We start from the raw sequence: 14,080 nt of genomic DNA, 5'->3' as shown, positions 1-14,080 counted from the left end.
TCGTCCAAGCGGCGACGTGTGATAGGTGTTGCCGCCACTTCCGGCGATACCAACGCGCAGGTCATGCCTCCAGCTACATCGTTCTGAGCTCGTCGCCACCGTCGCCGGGCTGTCCGATGCTAAGGCTCGTCTGCACCTTGTGTCCTCCCTGAGCTCGGAGGAATTCGACATGTCTTGATGTCGCCGAGATCCAATGAAGTTTCGCTAGATTCTTTATCATGCTGTGCAGCAATGTATCGCGTTGCTTTCAGTCGTCTCCGCCGCGGCAGCCGACGATGTATCGGATACTCGAAGTCATTCGAGATTGCAACCGGTTTCGTTCTCGCGCAACGCGTGTATCCTCGCGCAGTCTGATTTATTAGATGAATGGAGTGCGCAGCCGAAACTCAGGCGAGCCACGCCCGCCGTCAAGGCCATAGCTGCGTTCGTTCCCATCTGTCGTCAACTCGGTAGTAGGCCAGGCGGCGATGCCGGCGATCGGGCGAGCCTTCCCAGAACTCCACCTCATCCGGGAACACCGCGTAGGACATCCATTCGTCCGGAACGAGATCGGGCTCATCACTCAAACGGCGATAGGCCTTCTCGATCTCGGTATCGAGCTCGGACATATCGGGCAGCGGCTGACTTTGACGCAAAGTCAAGGCCAGCGCACGCGAACCGACCGGCCGGGCCCGAAAGTCCTCTGCGCTTGCGGCGGCCCCATCACTGATGACAGCACCGACAACACGAACCTGCCGAACCAACGCGGGCCAGTAAAACGTCAGCGCCGCGGCGGGATGAGCGTCGAGGTCGCGGCCCTTTTGACTCACCGAACTCATTGCGAAATGCCAACCGGCATCATCGACTGCCTTCAAGATGAGCACCCGTGCTCGCGGCATCCCCTGCGAGTCGACCGTTGAGATCGTCATCGCGTGCGGCTCCGCAACACCAGCGTCGACCGCTTGCTGCAGCCATGTCACAAAGAGCGGAATCGGGTGCGCGGGAGCCTTGTGGGTTTCGAAACTGGAGCCTGTTCCTGACAGGACTGGTAGAGCTCGCAAGTAAGAACGGCCACCGTCGTCCTCGGACCATAGATTCAATGGCGCAGCTATGTCATTGTTCACTGTTTGACCGTATCCCCGACCGCGCCAGATAACTGACTCAGATTTCGTGGCCATCTTGATCAGTGGGTCCCGGGCCTAGGGTTCTACCTATGCCCGATCGCACTGTCGGACTGACCGCCGCCGCTCGGCATGCGCAAGCGTTCCTCTGCCCGGCGATCCAGGATCTGTCTGATGGCTTGAATGAGTGGGACACCCTCGCAGTGTCCGGTTGGGTTGCGCCAGGCGACATATCCGTCGGGACGCACGAGGACCGCCCCGTCGCGGCCGATTCTGTAGAGGTCGAAGAACGTGTTGGTGTGGTCGACCAATCCCGGATCGCCGATCGCGTAGCTAGCTATGGGCACCCCGAGCTCTCGAGCAGCAACCGTGGCTGCTTTCCGCCAGATTGCCCCGCCAGGACCGGTAAGCACCGTGAACCCGGCGCCGAGTAGATCGAGCGTCGAGACCGGTGCAGATTCGTTGCCCAGCCAGGCATGCGGCGCGCGGCAGCCCGGCGTCGCGCAGGGCGCGTAGTCGCTATAGCTGTCGTCGACGTCGGGAGGATTTGTGCCGTCGACGATGACGGCGGCCGAGCGATACACCGTGCCGAACTCAACGCCGAAATGATTGCCGAAGCGTCGGCTCTCCCGCTCGGCCTCCTCGGCAGTGAGGTCACTGCTCGCGGGATAGTAGTAAGCCGCGGCAAGCCGCGCGAGATCACGGTGATTTTGCAAACACTGGTGGATCGTGGTGATCGTGGGTGGGCGACGTTCGTCCTCGTAGGTCTTGAGTAACGACCACCCGGCCAGGCCACGGATGCATAAGGCCAGCTTCCACATGGCGTTGTGCATGCCTTGCAGTCCGGTATTGACTCCCAGTCCTCCGGTGGGCGGGAATTGGTGGGCGGCATCGCCGCACAACACCACGCGGCCGGCGACCAGACGATCAGCGACGGTTGCGTTCATCTGCCACAGCCCAACGCCTTTCACCTCGACGACGAGGTGGGGAACCCCGACCGCGCCGCGGACCCACCGCCGCACTCGCTCGGCGTCCCAGAGCTCGCGCACCCACTGGTCCGGCGATACGCCGATCTGGCATAGCCAGCGGCCGTGCCCGTCGAGTGGTTGCAGCAGGCCGGCGGCATCAGGGTTGGCGACGAAAAACAATACGCCCCGGCGTTCTCCGACATGGCGTTCGATATCGGCACAGAAGTAGCCGTTGACGAAGTGATGGATGCCCTGCTCGCCGTTCAAGGCGATGCCAAGTTGGCGACGTATCGTGCTGTCGACACCATCGGCGGCAACAAGCGCTTCCCCGGCCAGAGTGTAGGTGTCTCCCGTGGCGTTGACGCGGACTGCCACGGCCGCTTCGGTGTCGTGGTCGCTGGACCCGGATAGCACGTCGGTGACCTGGTGACCGAACCGAAGGTCGACGATTCCCGTGGCCTCCGCTGCGTCACGCAGGACGGGTTCGGTCAGGTCCTGCGAGGACATGATCGGGAGTGCCGGGCTGATCGTCGGCCCGGGGCCGTCGAAACCTCCCGTCTCGATCTGACCCACCTGCCGACCGACAATCGTGTCCAGATACCTCATCGGGCTCTTCCAGCCGGGCGGGATATCGATGCCGCGCAGCCGTTGATACACCGCGCTTCCCCACCCTCGGGCGATCTCCATCGTCCGCGCATTTAGGTTGCGGGCCTTGGGATGCCACGATGTTGAATCATGACGCTCGACAACAACGCTGGGAACATCGAACCTGGCGAGTTCCAGGGCAGCGGCCAGCCCGATTGGGCCTCCCCCGACGATGATCACCGGTTTGTACGACATGGTTGAGTTCACATCGTTGTGCGAAGTCATGAACGGCTTAGGTGTTGGCTGGGGCGGTGGAGCCGGCGCCGCGCTGGCTGGTGATGACGAGGTTGTGGCGGTCGACCGTCAGGCGAAAGCACCCGCGCGGCAAGCAAACCCGCTATCCCCGCGCCCAACACAACCGCGTGCTCACCACGCTCACTCACCCACGGCCCCTTCCGACTCAGCATCGGCGCGGCATCACGACCACGAAACGAGCCGAGTGATCACCGCCCACGCCACCGCTTCGCAAGTCCATGGCGAGTGAGCGTACACGAATATTAAGAATAATAAGAGTACTCTCAAGTAACAGTAAGGCATGTTGGGGGGCGATAGTCCCGACCGTCCCTCGCCTGGCCGGAATCGGCTGGTGGCAATTACGAATCACGGCGAGACTGCAGCTCGTGACGCAAGTCCGCCACGGTACTACGGTGGCTGGTAACTCGGCGGCTCTCATACGAAGGGTTAAGCGATGACTGGCCATCCACCCAAGCGTCCGACCGAGCCAGATCAGACCCCCTACCCTCCGCTGGCCGGTCCGAATCGGCTTTGTAGCGAATGGACCTGACCGTTGTCACGCCGAACCGGGCGGGAGGCCCGCGATTCTCGGCCCATGCGGGGGTCAGCGACCGTCCGAATCAGTGCCCCGCCCTCGGCTGTATGGAACCTGGTCAGCGACGTTACGCAGATCGGACGATTCAGCCCAGAGACCATCGCGGCCGAATGGCTCAACGGCGCAACAGGCCCCAGTCCCGGCGTGAAGTTCCGGGGTCGGGTCAAACGCAACGGAAAAGGACCCACCTACTGGACGTCCTGCATGATCACCGAGTGTGAACCCAATCGAGTATTCGCCTTCACGGTGCGCTCACGTCCAATGGGACTTCCGATCGCACCCAAGAACACCGTCTGCCTGACATGGCGCTACACATTCGAACCCGCGAACAGCGATGGAACGGTGGTCACCGAGCGGTTCGAACTCGAGGACATCCCCGCGATGCGTCTGTACTGGCGGATGGTGGGCTGGCTGCGCGGACCTCGAATGATCAACGACATGAAGCGCACACTGCTCGCACTGAAAAATACCGCCGAGAGCCTAGGCGCCGTACCCAGACCTGCGGAGTAGGTACCGTCAACAAATTGGCGAAGCACACTTGCCCTCCACATCATGCGCCGCATGCCTGCTGCAGTCTCGACGTTTGGTCAGTGCCCCTCGCTCCGCTGCATTCCGCTCAGCCAGAATTGCCTGTCGCAGTGAAGGTTTCGATCAATCGCACCTGGAGCAACAGGCCGCCGAGCTTCGATTGGCATGGGTATCAGCGGCGGCCATCAAGGCCTGCGGATGACGGCCGCATCGACCCAGCGATGATACGCGTCTACGTCGACGTTGCTGCCGCACACGATGGTGACTACGTGGCGGCCAGCGAAGCGGTCACGGTCTTCGAGGATGGCCGCGATGCCGAGCGCGGCCGACGGTTCGACCACGAGGCCAGCGTCCTCCAGAAGTACCCGCATACCCGCGATGATCGATGCTTCCTGGACCAGGACAGCGTCGTCACCGACCAGGAGGAGGTCGTCGAGGACCTCCGGAATTGGACACCGGCCGGCGACAGCGTCTGCGATGGTGTCAGTCGACTCGGTGGTGACAACGCGCCGCTGACGCCACGAACGTGTCATCGCCGGTGCGCCGGCCGGCTGAACACAGATCACCTCGACGTCGGGCGCGAGGGTCTTCATCACATGCCCGACACCGGTAGCCAGCGCTCCGCCCCCGAGAGCGATAAGCACAGCGTCGAACGACGAAACGGCCTCCGCCAGTTCCAGGCCAATGGTCGCCGCGCCCTCACAGGTTTCGATGTCCGAGCTGTCATCGAGCAGCCCGATGCCTTCATGCCGCGCGATGGCTGCCGCCCGGGTCCGTGCCATCTCGTTATCGCCGTCCACCAACTCCAATCTCGCGCCCAGCGCGCGGATGTGATCGAGCTTGACCGCAGGTGCAAACCGGGATGCCACGACTGTGACCTCGAGACCCCTGGCGCGACCAGACCAAGCCAGGGCTTGTCCGAGGTTGCCCGCGCTGCCACACACCACGGCGGGCGAGCCTTTGTAGGCAAGCCGGCTCGCGACTACCTCGGTCCCGCGAGCCTTGAAGCTACGGACCGGGTTCGCCGTTTCGAGCTTGATGCTCACGGTGCAGCCGAGGTGTTCCAGCGCCTCGCAGCGGTACAGCGGCGTGTCGAGAAAAATCGGGTCGATCACCCGACGAGCCGCCCGGATGCGGGCGGTGTCGAGGCGCGTCTGCTGCATAACGCAGCAGCGTAGCGACGTCGGGCCCGAGTTCGGCCGACAGTCGCTCTCGTGCGATTGGACCGCGAGCGTGTCGCCAACGCGGTCACGAACGAACGTCACCCCAATTGCCGCTTAAGTCCGCCGGTGGTCAAGCCGGTGGCCTTTTCGCCGATATCTTGATCCATGGCGGCGACATCAGGATTCCCCTCGGCCTGCCTCTCGCGCCCGACCTCGAAGAATAGGTGGGGCTTGCGCTGGATTTCGTGACCGGGCCATGGCCGTTTGGCTTCGTACCCCTGGGCCACTGGGTTTTGCCTAACGCGTTCGAGTGGTTGGCGTATACGCATTCGTTTGATGAATCGATGAATGGAATTGCACTGTTGCGTAGCACGTTACGACCTGTTGCGCTATCGGAAGATCGCCTAGTCCGCTGCCGTAGACCGGCGTCACTGTTGGCTCCTTCCCCCGGCCATGGCTCGGTAGCCCTCCCACACACTGGGGTACCGGGGCTTCCATGCGGTGGCGGTCTGGAATCGGGCGTTGCTGACTCGCAGTGAGCGGGTTAGCGATGTGGTGCGCTGACCGAGCAGCGACGCGGCGCGGCCCGGAGCACGAAGCCACGTGTTGGTTCCAACGGCGGCGGCCATGGCGTTGCTGTTGTCGCGTGCGGTGACAGGTTGGTCGTCAACCACGCTGTAGGTACCGGAAGGCACTTCGAGTGCGGCGACGACGGCGCTGGCAGCGTCGGCGACATGGATCGATGAAATGTAGCTGTCAGGGCGGCCGGCCTGGAATCCGATGTGGCGGCGTGCGAGTGCCATTATTTGCTCGCTGTGGGCGGCGCCGAGCCCGTAGAAGATGCCGAAACGAAGGGTCAGAGCCACTCCCCCGCCATCGATAAATCGTTGCGCACTGGCTTCGGCGGCGTGATTTCCGGCCGCGGCGGGAAAGCGGTCAGTGGGCCAGTCCTCGTCAATCCAGCGGTCGCCCCCGTCGCGGTAGATCATCACGATCGACTCTTGGATGAGCCGCGCGATGCCGACTTTCAACGCGGCGTCGACGACGTTGGCTGATCCCTCGGCACGAACGCGGTGGTTGGCGGTCCAGGCCGACGTGAGGATCATCCGGTGTGCCGGTGGCAGCGCTGACGCGAGGTTGACCACCGCGTCGTGGCCCGCGAACGCGGCGGTGAGACCTTCACAGTCGAATAGGGACACCGAGACTGGTTGAGCCCCTTGGCTCCTAAGCGTTGCGGCCTTGCCGGGTGTGCGGGCCAATGCTGACACCGTGTGTCCCGCGGCGACCAGTGCAGGCGCCGCGTAGCTGCCGATAGCGCCGGTTCCGCCGGTAAGGAAGATGCGCATCGCCCACTCACCCTTGTTTCTGGTCGCGCCCTACCTGCTGGTGAAGATCAGGGGCACGCTCAGCGGGCCGCGGATGGCTGCCGTGTCCCGCCAATGCACCGATCCGGCCAGAACAGGCTGGCGTTCAAGGGTTTTGGGTATCGCGGTACGGAGTTCGAGTTGCGCGACGGCAGCACCTAGGCAGTAGTGCGCCCCGTAACCGAACGACAGCGGCGCGGACCCGTGTCGGTCGAGCCGGAACTGGTCGGGTTGGTCGAACACCGCGGGATCGCGGTTTGCGGCCGCGACTACGACAAGCACGGTGTCACCGGCCGCGATCTGGGTGCCGGCGATTGTGTGGTCGGTGGTAGCGGTACGCACCGTGGACTGCACCGGCCCGTGCAGCCGAAGTAGCTCGGTCACCAGTGCGGGGTCGGCGGGGTCGATGCGGTCGAGGACGCGGCTGCCATCGTCGGCTGCGGTGAGTAGCGTAACGATGCCGGCGCCAAGCATATTGGCTGTGGTTTCGTGTCCGGCGACGGCGATGAGTATCGCGGTCGCGGCGACCTCTTCGAGTGAGATGTCGGGGTCGGCGGCGATGAAGCTGAGTAGATCGTCACCAGAGTGGGTGCGCCGGTCGGCGGCCATGGGAAGGAACTCGGCCACCAGCGCGGCGCCGGCCGCCGCGCCAGCGGCGATCTCGTCTGCATCGGCGAGAGCGCCAAGCATGCGGATGATCACCGGCGACAGTTCCCGCAGCAGACGGGCGGTGGCGGGCTGCAGATTCAGCCAGCTGCAAATAACTGCGATCGGTAGCGGCAGCGCGATCTCTGCCATGAAATCAAACGGCACAGCGACTTCGGGCTCGCCGATCAGAGCGGCGGTGATCGCCTCGACACCTGCGCCCAGATTGGCAACGAATGATCGGGTAAACACGTCACGCACCGCGGTGCGTAGCCGCGTGTGCCGGGTTCCGTCGGCGAACAACATGGACCCGGCGAAGAAGTCCGCGCTAAGCGGATCAATCGCAGCTCGAGCCAGTGGGTTGGCGACTGGATCACTAGTCCAGCCGGATCCGCCGAGGACTTCGCGCGCGGCCTCATAGCTCAGTGCCAGCCACGCTTGGGCGGTGTCATCCCACACCACCTCCCCGTCGGCGCGGCGCGCCTCGTAGAAGGGATAGGGATCGGCGGCATCCCAGGGCAGCCGGATGCTGGCGACGTCAGCGCTGGTCATGGTTGTCCACTCCCAACGGCAGGCCCCGCTGGTTGACCCAGGTGAGGTGTTGGCGGCCTAACTCGGTAACCGGCGGTGCGACGCCATCCATATCGTCGAGCAGGCCCCGGTTGTAGATGCAGGCGCGCAGCGCGGAGAACACGGCGTTCATAGACAGGTTGATCCGCGAGAAGAACACCAGGTCGGGTGGGATCGACATCTGGCGCATGGGGTGATCGGGGGCGCGAACATCAAGCAGAAATTGGATGGCACGCGCCGAGGCGTGTTCGGTGTAGGTCGCCGGCTGGCTGTCCATGGTTTCGTAGAGGATGCCCTGCCACCACTGATAGGTGTCATCGGCGGTCAGCGCGGAATCGGCGGTAAAGAATCCGCTGTCGATCATGATGTCGCGAAGGTCGTCCTTGCGCCCGTCGACGGCGGCGCGCACGACTGTGACGATGCGTTGGCGTTGTGGCTCGGTCAGGCGTTTGATGCATCCGAAGTCGACGAACCCGACGGTGCCATCGGCGCCGAAGCGGTAATTGCCCGGGTGCGGATCGGCGTGGAATAGGTTGGCGTGCCGATAGGAGCCGAAGACGAACCGCGCGATGACTTCGGCCCAGCGGTTTTTCAGCTCTTGGTCGGCGTGTTGGGCTGCAGCCCAGTCCATTCCGTCCAGGTACGTCATTGTCAACACCTGATCCGAAGACGCCTCAGACACAAGTTCCGGTACCCGGATGAAGGGATGCCCGCGGTACAGGTCGGCGAAAGCGGTGATGTTGGCGGCTTCGCGCCGGTAGTCGACTTCTTCGGAGATGCGGTCGGTAATTTCGGCTGAGGCGCCGTCGATGTCGGGCATCGCCGCCCCGAATGCGCCGGCAGTGAGCCGAAACAGGGTGGTCAAGAGTTCGGTGTTGGCCAGGTCGTCGTGAATCGCTTGTGCGACACCGGGATATTGGATCTTGACGGCGACCTGGCGACCGTCCAGCAGCACACCGCGATGGACCTGGCCGATGGAGGCCGCGGCCATGGGTTGGGCGGTGAAGTCAGCGAACACCGCGTCCACCGGGCGGCCCAGCTGAGCCTGCAGGATCTCCAGCGCCAGCGCGGGATCCATGGGCGGCGCGTCAGCCTGCAGCCGTGTCAGCGCCTGTTGATATGGGGACAATTCACCAGCTCCCAGCGCACCGGTGTCGACCATCGAGATCATCTGACCGGCTTTCATCAGCACGCCTTTGGAGTGACCGAGCAGCTCGACGTAGCGCTCGGCGGTGCGCTCGTGGAATCGTTGCACCGCTCCGGCGTCGCCGGCTTTTTCCCGTAGCCCGGCCAGCATGCGCCCACCGGCGGCGCGGGCAGTGAAGCCGGCCATCGGCATGGTGCGGCGCACCCGGCCGCGGGGAATCTGCGCTCCGATCTCGGTCATCGCGCCCCCTCCCTAGCAGGACTTGATATAGCGCTTGATTACCAAATATAATCGGATGATTATGAGCGGGTCAAGGGTCGATCTCCCGACCAAAGAGCGTTTAATCACCGAGGCGATGCGTCTCTTCGGCCAGCAGGGCTATCGTGCGACCAGCGTCAAGCAGATCGAGCAAGCGGCCGGACTGGTGCCAGGGTGTGGAGGGCTCTACAACCACTTCAAGTCCAAGCAGGAGTTGCTAACTGCGGTGATCGACCGCCAGCTCGACCGGCGTCGCGCCATGCACGACATCAGCGCGCTGTTCGCGGGTCGCGGCGACCTGCGCACCGAATTGTCGTTGCTGTGCCGGTATTTGATGAGCGTGGTCGACCAAGAAAGCGAGTTCCTGCAAGTCGTTGCCCGTACCCCGGCCGGCGAATCACAACGGCTCGCCGACGCCTACGCTGCGCTGATCGACGGCCTATACAGCGCACTCGGCGACTGGATCAAAACTTGCGCCCCGGACCTCTCCGAGGTCGGGCAGATCGCCGCAGTCGGTGTCGACGCCTTGGTCGGCAGACGCACCTCCCGAATCATGTTCGACTCCAACCACTTCGACACAACCGACGAGCAATATGTCACCGAGTGGACCGAGATGATCGCCGGCCGGATCGAACAGTAATTGGCCGGCAGGTGTGCGGGCGGCGATTTGTCCCGTACACAGATGTTCGGCCGTGCCGGCGGCCTCGCACCCGCCAACTGCTGAACTATGCCGCGCTCTACATGATGCGGCGAAATCCGTGTCGCAGACATGCATGCGGACTGGCTCTTCCTCCATAAACCTCGGGCGATTCGTGATTCGTATCGAAGGAATACGGGGGCCACGAACATGGCGGGTAATCGACCTTAAGTGGTTCCTCCCCAGTCGGGAAAGCGGTGAAATAACCATGTAAGCACGGGCCGATCGCGCCAACGCAGCGCCGATCGCTGCCTTAAGTCGTTGCAGTACAAGGCAATCCCCAGTTGTCGAGACCAGGCCGTTATTGCATCAGTTGGACACGCTCGACGGTGCCGACATCGACTGCAAAATGCCTTGAAGGATTAGGTCCGCGGCTGGCAGAAGGGCGGGTGCGACTGGCGATCTTGTTGGTACAGCATGGTCCCGATCTGGCTCGGTCCCATCGAGAAATAGTGGATCGCCATGTCTATCCACAACGTCCGCCCGTTGGGATGATGAGGGGCGATTGGTTCGGCAGCGGGTTTACATGCTGATGAGCGCACTCGGAGGAGCAGCGACATGACCAAGCCAGGTCGCCACAGAGATCCTTACATCGTGATCGTGGGTGCCGGTATGGCCGGCATTGCTGTCGCGCACACCTTGCTGGAGGCAGGCTTCACGAACTTCACAATTCTGGAAAAGGGCTCGGACGTCGGTGGTGTGTGGCACTGGAACCGATATCCTGGCCTGAGGTGCGACATCCCTTCCCACGCATATCAATTCGCGTTCGCACCCAAACCGGATTGGACGCATTTTTGGGCCACCGGTGAGGAAATTCAGCGCTACCACCGCGACTTGGTCGAACACCTGGGGCTCGGCCGGCATTTGAGATTGTGCTGCGAAGTCAACGCGGCGGTGTTTGTCGACAACCGATGGCGGGTCTCCACCAAGAGTGGCGAGGAACTCGACGCCGACTTCCTCGTGGCCGCCACCGGCGTGCTGCACCACCCAGTGATCCCCGATATCGACGGCATCGACTCGTTTACTGGACCCATCGTGCACACCGCTTGCTGGACAGGGGCCGACACCGCGGGCAAGCGTGTGGCGGTGATCGGCATGGGATCGACTGGGGTTCAGATCTTTGCCGCGTTGCAATCCGATGCTGGGCATATCACGCATTTTGTGCGCACACCACAGTGGGTGATGTGGGCGCCGATGGGACTGCGCCAACCACGACTCGTGAGCTGGCTGCTGCGAGTCCTTCCGGGGCTCAGATGGACGGTGGGATGGGCGCAGCGCATCGGTTCCGATCTGTTTGCCGACGTGCTCATCCGACCAACATGGCGCCGGCGCTTGGCCCAGGGCTATGCACGGTTGTGTTTGCGAATCCTGGTGCCAGATAAAGACCTACGGTCAAGACTCACTCCAGAGTATGAACCGTTCTGCAAACGGCAGGTGCTCTCCAATAACTACTACCGAGCAATCGCGAAGCCGAATGCGAGTCTGGTCACCCAACCCATCGGCGCGATTACCCCGACCGGCATACGGACCGCCGACGGCGTCCACCACGAAGTGGACGCGATTGTGCTCGCCACCGGCTTTCAGGCCCACAACTACATGCGTCCGATCGATCTGCGTGGCCGCGGTGGACTGTCCATCGATGAAGCATGGGCGACGGGTCCTCGGGCCTGGGCAATGACAGCGATCCCGGGATTCCCCAACTTCTTCACCGTGCTGGGCCCTAACTCGGCGACCGGGGTGATGTCCATGCAATTCGTCGCCGAACTGACGGCCCAGTACGTGACCGGATGGCTGCGTCGTTTCCGAGACGGCGAGATCAGGACCGTCGAGATCACAGATGAAGCCACCGATCGCTTCGCCGCCGACGTCGCCAAAGCGATGGGTCCGACGGTATGGAACACCGGCTGCAACTCGTGGTACTTCGTCGACGATAACCACATTGACCTGTGGCCATTCGATCGCAAGCGGCTCACTGAGATGCTGGGCCGCCCCCACGACGAGGACTACATCCTCACCGTATGAGCGCCCGCTTCGCCTCCGGCACGGACAGTCGGAACCTGCGAAGCCCTTCGGTGGGGATGTTGTGCCGAAGATCCGTGGGTTGTGGTGGGACGATGGCGCGGTGGTTCGGCCCTTTCCACTGCGAGATCAGGTTCCGGATGTGCTGCGTGGTGTAATCCCGGACATTCATTGGGACATGGGCAAGTTGCACGAATTGCCTGGCCTGGTCGAGGTGAAAGTACCTGTTGGAGAACTTGCGTGGCACCTGCGCTTACCGTTCTGGTCGCATGGTGGAATTCCTTTTCGGGTGTGTCCGCAAGATGTACTCGATGACCCGGATCGGTATCGCGAGCAATGGGCGCGGACCCTCGCCTGCGATCTGAGATTTCCGCTGCACGCACGAGTGAATCATGTGGACAGAGTAGTCATATTGGACGGTATCCACCGTCTGCTGAAAGCAACGCTCTTGGGCCAGGACAGCGTGCAAGTTCGCGTGGTCACCGACGAAGATCTTGCGGTCATCTCGGTGTAGCGCCCGCGTGCCACCTCGCCTGATTCGGGCTACAGCCCGGATGGTACGACGTTGCCGTTGACCGTCACTTCGACCCGGCCGGTCTTCGGGTTGTACTCGATTTTGCCGTGCTCGAAATTCGACACGAGCAGATCGCCGACGGTGTTCACGTCGCTGGTCGGAAAGCCCAGCGCACCCGCCGACCCGTTAGTGCCCGTGACCGCAGGCACGCCGTTCGGGTCGCGTGGCACATTCCAGGCCTCCCGGATCTTGCCTGTGGTGATGAACGCGGGTGTACCGGGCTCGTCGTTCTTGGCGGTGATCACGCCGCCCTGGAACTGCTGGAATACCAAGCCGCTCTCCCGCTTTCCCGCGTTGCGGTCACCCGTGAGCGGCTTGCCGAGAGCCTGCTTCTGATCCTGCGTTGCCGACGAGTACTTGGCAGCGATCGGGCCGGTCAGAGTTACCTCAACGTTGCCCTCCCCGAGGACTTTCACCTCAGTGGGTGGCGCCGGGGGTTTAGACGTGGAGGTGGCGCTCGCCCCGGCCGAAGGCGGCGCCGACGCGTCGACGCTCTTGCCATTGCTGCAGCCCACAGCAATCAGTGCGACGGCGGCCAGGCCGGCGACTGCCGCGTGGCGGTATGCGATCGTTCTCATGGCTTCCTCTCGCGTCTTCCTAAGGCAGGCGGTCGCGGTCTTCGTGGCTCCGACCGAACTTACGCCGCGGGCATAGACGGCGAGCCAGAGGACCGGGGTAAGGATCACCGGTGCGATGAAATCCACCGTGGCCATCGGCGGGCAAATTCCATGGCATGTCGACCACGCAGTCGCCGGTTACAGCCAGCGTGAATGCCGGGCACGCGCGTCTCGCGTGATGCCAAAGTCCCAGCTTTTAGCCGAATGCTTCCAGGGGCCGCGGCAGGTTCAGCACCAGTTGCGCATCTTTGGTGACCTCTAGACGCAGGATTGTGGAGGCGCCAAGCCCGTCGAGAAGATCGCTCAGCGGGCCGCCGTGTCGGGTGAGTGTGACGTCACGCGGGAAGCTGCGTTGCGCGAACGACAGCGTGTTCGATTGCACCGAGGTTTGGCGCCATTGCCCGTCGACCAAATGAACCATGGTGTTGGTGCCGAGCCGGGACTGTGATGGGAAATCGGTGAACTCTGGTAGCGGCGCCTGCAGGCTCACATCCGGTTTGCCTGTGGGGCCAGCGATTCCGGCCCGCACGGCATCGCTGATGTCGACACTGATGTCGGTGCGCCACTTCGGCAGCTGGTAGCCTTCGACGCCGCGGACCCGGGCAATCTCGGTGGTGACTGGTAGCGCCAGGACGTGAGCGTAGAACTTCCTGCGCCGCATGGTGTTCAGCAGTTCGAGCTCGGGAAGCAGGCCGGACAGCAGACCCCGTTCACCGGGCTTTCGGATGACGACCGCGACGGACACTTCGTCATATGGATCGTTGTCGCAGACCGCATACGAGAAGAAAGTCAGGGCCGCGACTCCATAACCGGGGACCGCCCGCAATGGCTCGAGAGGCTCTGGAAGCATCGCCGCCAGACGGTCGAACGGAGCGAGCATGTTCGCCTGAACGATGGTCGCGCGGTAGTAGAAGTTCGGCGCCCAAATCGGTCCGATCCGCGAGTCGACCTGGACT

The 14,080-nt window shown here is 63.1% G+C and carries 13 protein-coding genes; 4 read left to right on the top strand and 9 right to left on the bottom strand.

Translation table 11 applies throughout. The annotated features are described in order from the left end of the window. Nucleotides 1–407 precede the first annotated feature (407 nt). Complete coding sequence (locus tag JF781_RS26165) at nt 408–1,079, bottom strand: pyridoxal 5'-phosphate synthase (protein WP_225330417.1); 672 nt, start codon at nt 1,077–1,079, stop codon at nt 408–410. A 107-nt stretch (nt 1,080–1,186) separates the two neighbouring features. Beyond that, complete coding sequence (locus tag JF781_RS26160; RefSeq protein ID WP_225341330.1) at nt 1,187–2,908, bottom strand: FAD-dependent monooxygenase; 1,722 nt, start codon at nt 2,906–2,908, stop codon at nt 1,187–1,189. A 634-nt stretch (nt 2,909–3,542) separates the two neighbouring features. On the opposite strand from JF781_RS26160, the gene JF781_RS26155 reads away from it, so the two are divergent. After that, nucleotides 3,543–4,052 carry an SRPBCC family protein gene (locus JF781_RS26155; protein WP_225330407.1) on the top strand — a complete coding sequence of 170 codons (510 nt, stop codon included), beginning with the start codon at nt 3,543–3,545 and terminating at the stop codon, nt 4,050–4,052. 203 nt (nt 4,053–4,255) lie between these two features. On the opposite strand, the gene JF781_RS26150 is transcribed toward JF781_RS26155, so the two are convergent. The 5 genes from JF781_RS26150 to JF781_RS26130 all read right to left on the bottom strand — a co-directional run bounded on the left by JF781_RS26150 (nt 4,256) and on the right by JF781_RS26130 (nt 9,199). Next, nucleotides 4,256–5,233, bottom strand: a complete 978-nt coding sequence (locus tag JF781_RS26150) for a threonine/serine dehydratase (RefSeq protein WP_225330408.1) — start codon at nt 5,231–5,233, stop codon at nt 4,256–4,258. 98 nt (nt 5,234–5,331) lie between these two features. Beyond that, entirely contained in the window at nt 5,332–5,520 is a 189-nt protein-coding gene (locus tag JF781_RS28770) for a hypothetical protein (RefSeq protein WP_225330409.1), read from the bottom strand. Nucleotides 5,521–5,661: 141 nt separating this feature from the next. After that, a complete protein-coding gene (locus tag JF781_RS26140; protein WP_225330410.1) occupies nt 5,662–6,579 on the bottom strand; it encodes an NAD(P)-dependent oxidoreductase in 918 nt (305 codons plus the stop codon). 30 nt (nt 6,580–6,609) lie between these two features. After that, nucleotides 6,610–7,794, bottom strand: coding sequence for a cytochrome P450 (locus JF781_RS26135; protein ID WP_225330411.1), 1,185 nt, complete (start codon nt 7,792–7,794; stop codon nt 6,610–6,612). Next, nucleotides 7,781–9,199, bottom strand: coding sequence for an AarF/ABC1/UbiB kinase family protein (locus JF781_RS26130; protein ID WP_225330412.1), 1,419 nt, complete (start codon nt 9,197–9,199; stop codon nt 7,781–7,783). The genes JF781_RS26135 and JF781_RS26130 overlap by 14 nt, the downstream gene beginning before the upstream one ends. A gap of 61 nt (nt 9,200–9,260) precedes the next feature. On the opposite strand from JF781_RS26130, the gene JF781_RS26125 reads away from it, so the two are divergent. From JF781_RS26125 to JF781_RS26115, 3 genes are all read left to right on the top strand, one after another. Further along, the gene (locus tag JF781_RS26125) at nt 9,261–9,857 is read left to right on the top strand and encodes a TetR/AcrR family transcriptional regulator (RefSeq protein WP_225330413.1); all 597 of its coding nucleotides are present in this window, start codon (nt 9,261–9,263) and stop codon (nt 9,855–9,857) included. A gap of 615 nt (nt 9,858–10,472) precedes the next feature. Continuing rightward, nucleotides 10,473–11,936 (top strand): NAD(P)/FAD-dependent oxidoreductase, encoded by a 1,464-nt coding sequence (locus JF781_RS26120; RefSeq protein WP_225330414.1) that lies wholly within the window; start codon nt 10,473–10,475, stop codon nt 11,934–11,936. A 79-nt stretch (nt 11,937–12,015) separates the two neighbouring features. Further along, entirely contained in the window at nt 12,016–12,447 is a 432-nt protein-coding gene (locus JF781_RS26115; protein ID WP_225330415.1) for a hypothetical protein, read from the top strand. Nucleotides 12,448–12,476: 29 nt separating this feature from the next. Here the strand turns inward: JF781_RS26115 and JF781_RS26110 are convergent, their stop codons facing one another. Further along, nucleotides 12,477–13,085 (bottom strand): LGFP repeat-containing protein, encoded by a 609-nt coding sequence (locus JF781_RS26110; RefSeq protein WP_225330418.1) that lies wholly within the window; start codon nt 13,083–13,085, stop codon nt 12,477–12,479. Nucleotides 13,086–13,320: 235 nt separating this feature from the next. Next, nucleotides 13,321–14,052, bottom strand: a complete 732-nt coding sequence (locus JF781_RS26105; protein WP_374109792.1) for an acetoacetate decarboxylase family protein — start codon at nt 14,050–14,052, stop codon at nt 13,321–13,323. Between the last annotated feature and the right edge of the window lie 28 nt (nt 14,053–14,080).

The organism is Mycobacterium sp. WUMAC-067, from assembly GCF_020217485.1.
In the GTDB taxonomy this organism is placed as follows: Bacteria; Actinomycetota; Actinomycetes; order Mycobacteriales; family Mycobacteriaceae; genus Mycobacterium.
Note: the sequence above shows the minus strand (reverse complement) of the source record. Positions and strands in the feature narration are given on the sequence as shown.

What these genes read in the sequence shown, in the direction of transcription:
- JF781_RS26160 (WP_225341330.1), bottom strand. Translation starts at nt 2,908, where the DNA reads ATGTCGTACAAACCGGTGATCATCGTCGGGGGAGGCCCAATCGGGCTG.
- JF781_RS26155 (WP_225330407.1), top strand. Translation starts at nt 3,543, where the DNA reads ATGCGGGGGTCAGCGACCGTCCGAATCAGTGCCCCGCCCTCGGCTGTA.
- JF781_RS26150 (WP_225330408.1), bottom strand. Translation starts at nt 5,233, where the DNA reads ATGCAGCAGACGCGCCTCGACACCGCCCGCATCCGGGCGGCTCGTCGG.
- JF781_RS26140 (WP_225330410.1), bottom strand. Translation starts at nt 6,579, where the DNA reads ATGCGCATCTTCCTTACCGGCGGAACCGGCGCTATCGGCAGCTACGCG.
- JF781_RS26135 (WP_225330411.1), bottom strand. Translation starts at nt 7,794, where the DNA reads ATGACCAGCGCTGACGTCGCCAGCATCCGGCTGCCCTGGGATGCCGCC.
- JF781_RS26130 (WP_225330412.1), bottom strand. Translation starts at nt 9,199, where the DNA reads ATGACCGAGATCGGAGCGCAGATTCCCCGCGGCCGGGTGCGCCGCACC.
- JF781_RS26125 (WP_225330413.1), top strand. Translation starts at nt 9,261, where the DNA reads ATGAGCGGGTCAAGGGTCGATCTCCCGACCAAAGAGCGTTTAATCACC.
- JF781_RS26120 (WP_225330414.1), top strand. Translation starts at nt 10,473, where the DNA reads ATGACCAAGCCAGGTCGCCACAGAGATCCTTACATCGTGATCGTGGGT.
- JF781_RS26110 (WP_225330418.1), bottom strand. Translation starts at nt 13,085, where the DNA reads ATGAGAACGATCGCATACCGCCACGCGGCAGTCGCCGGCCTGGCCGCC.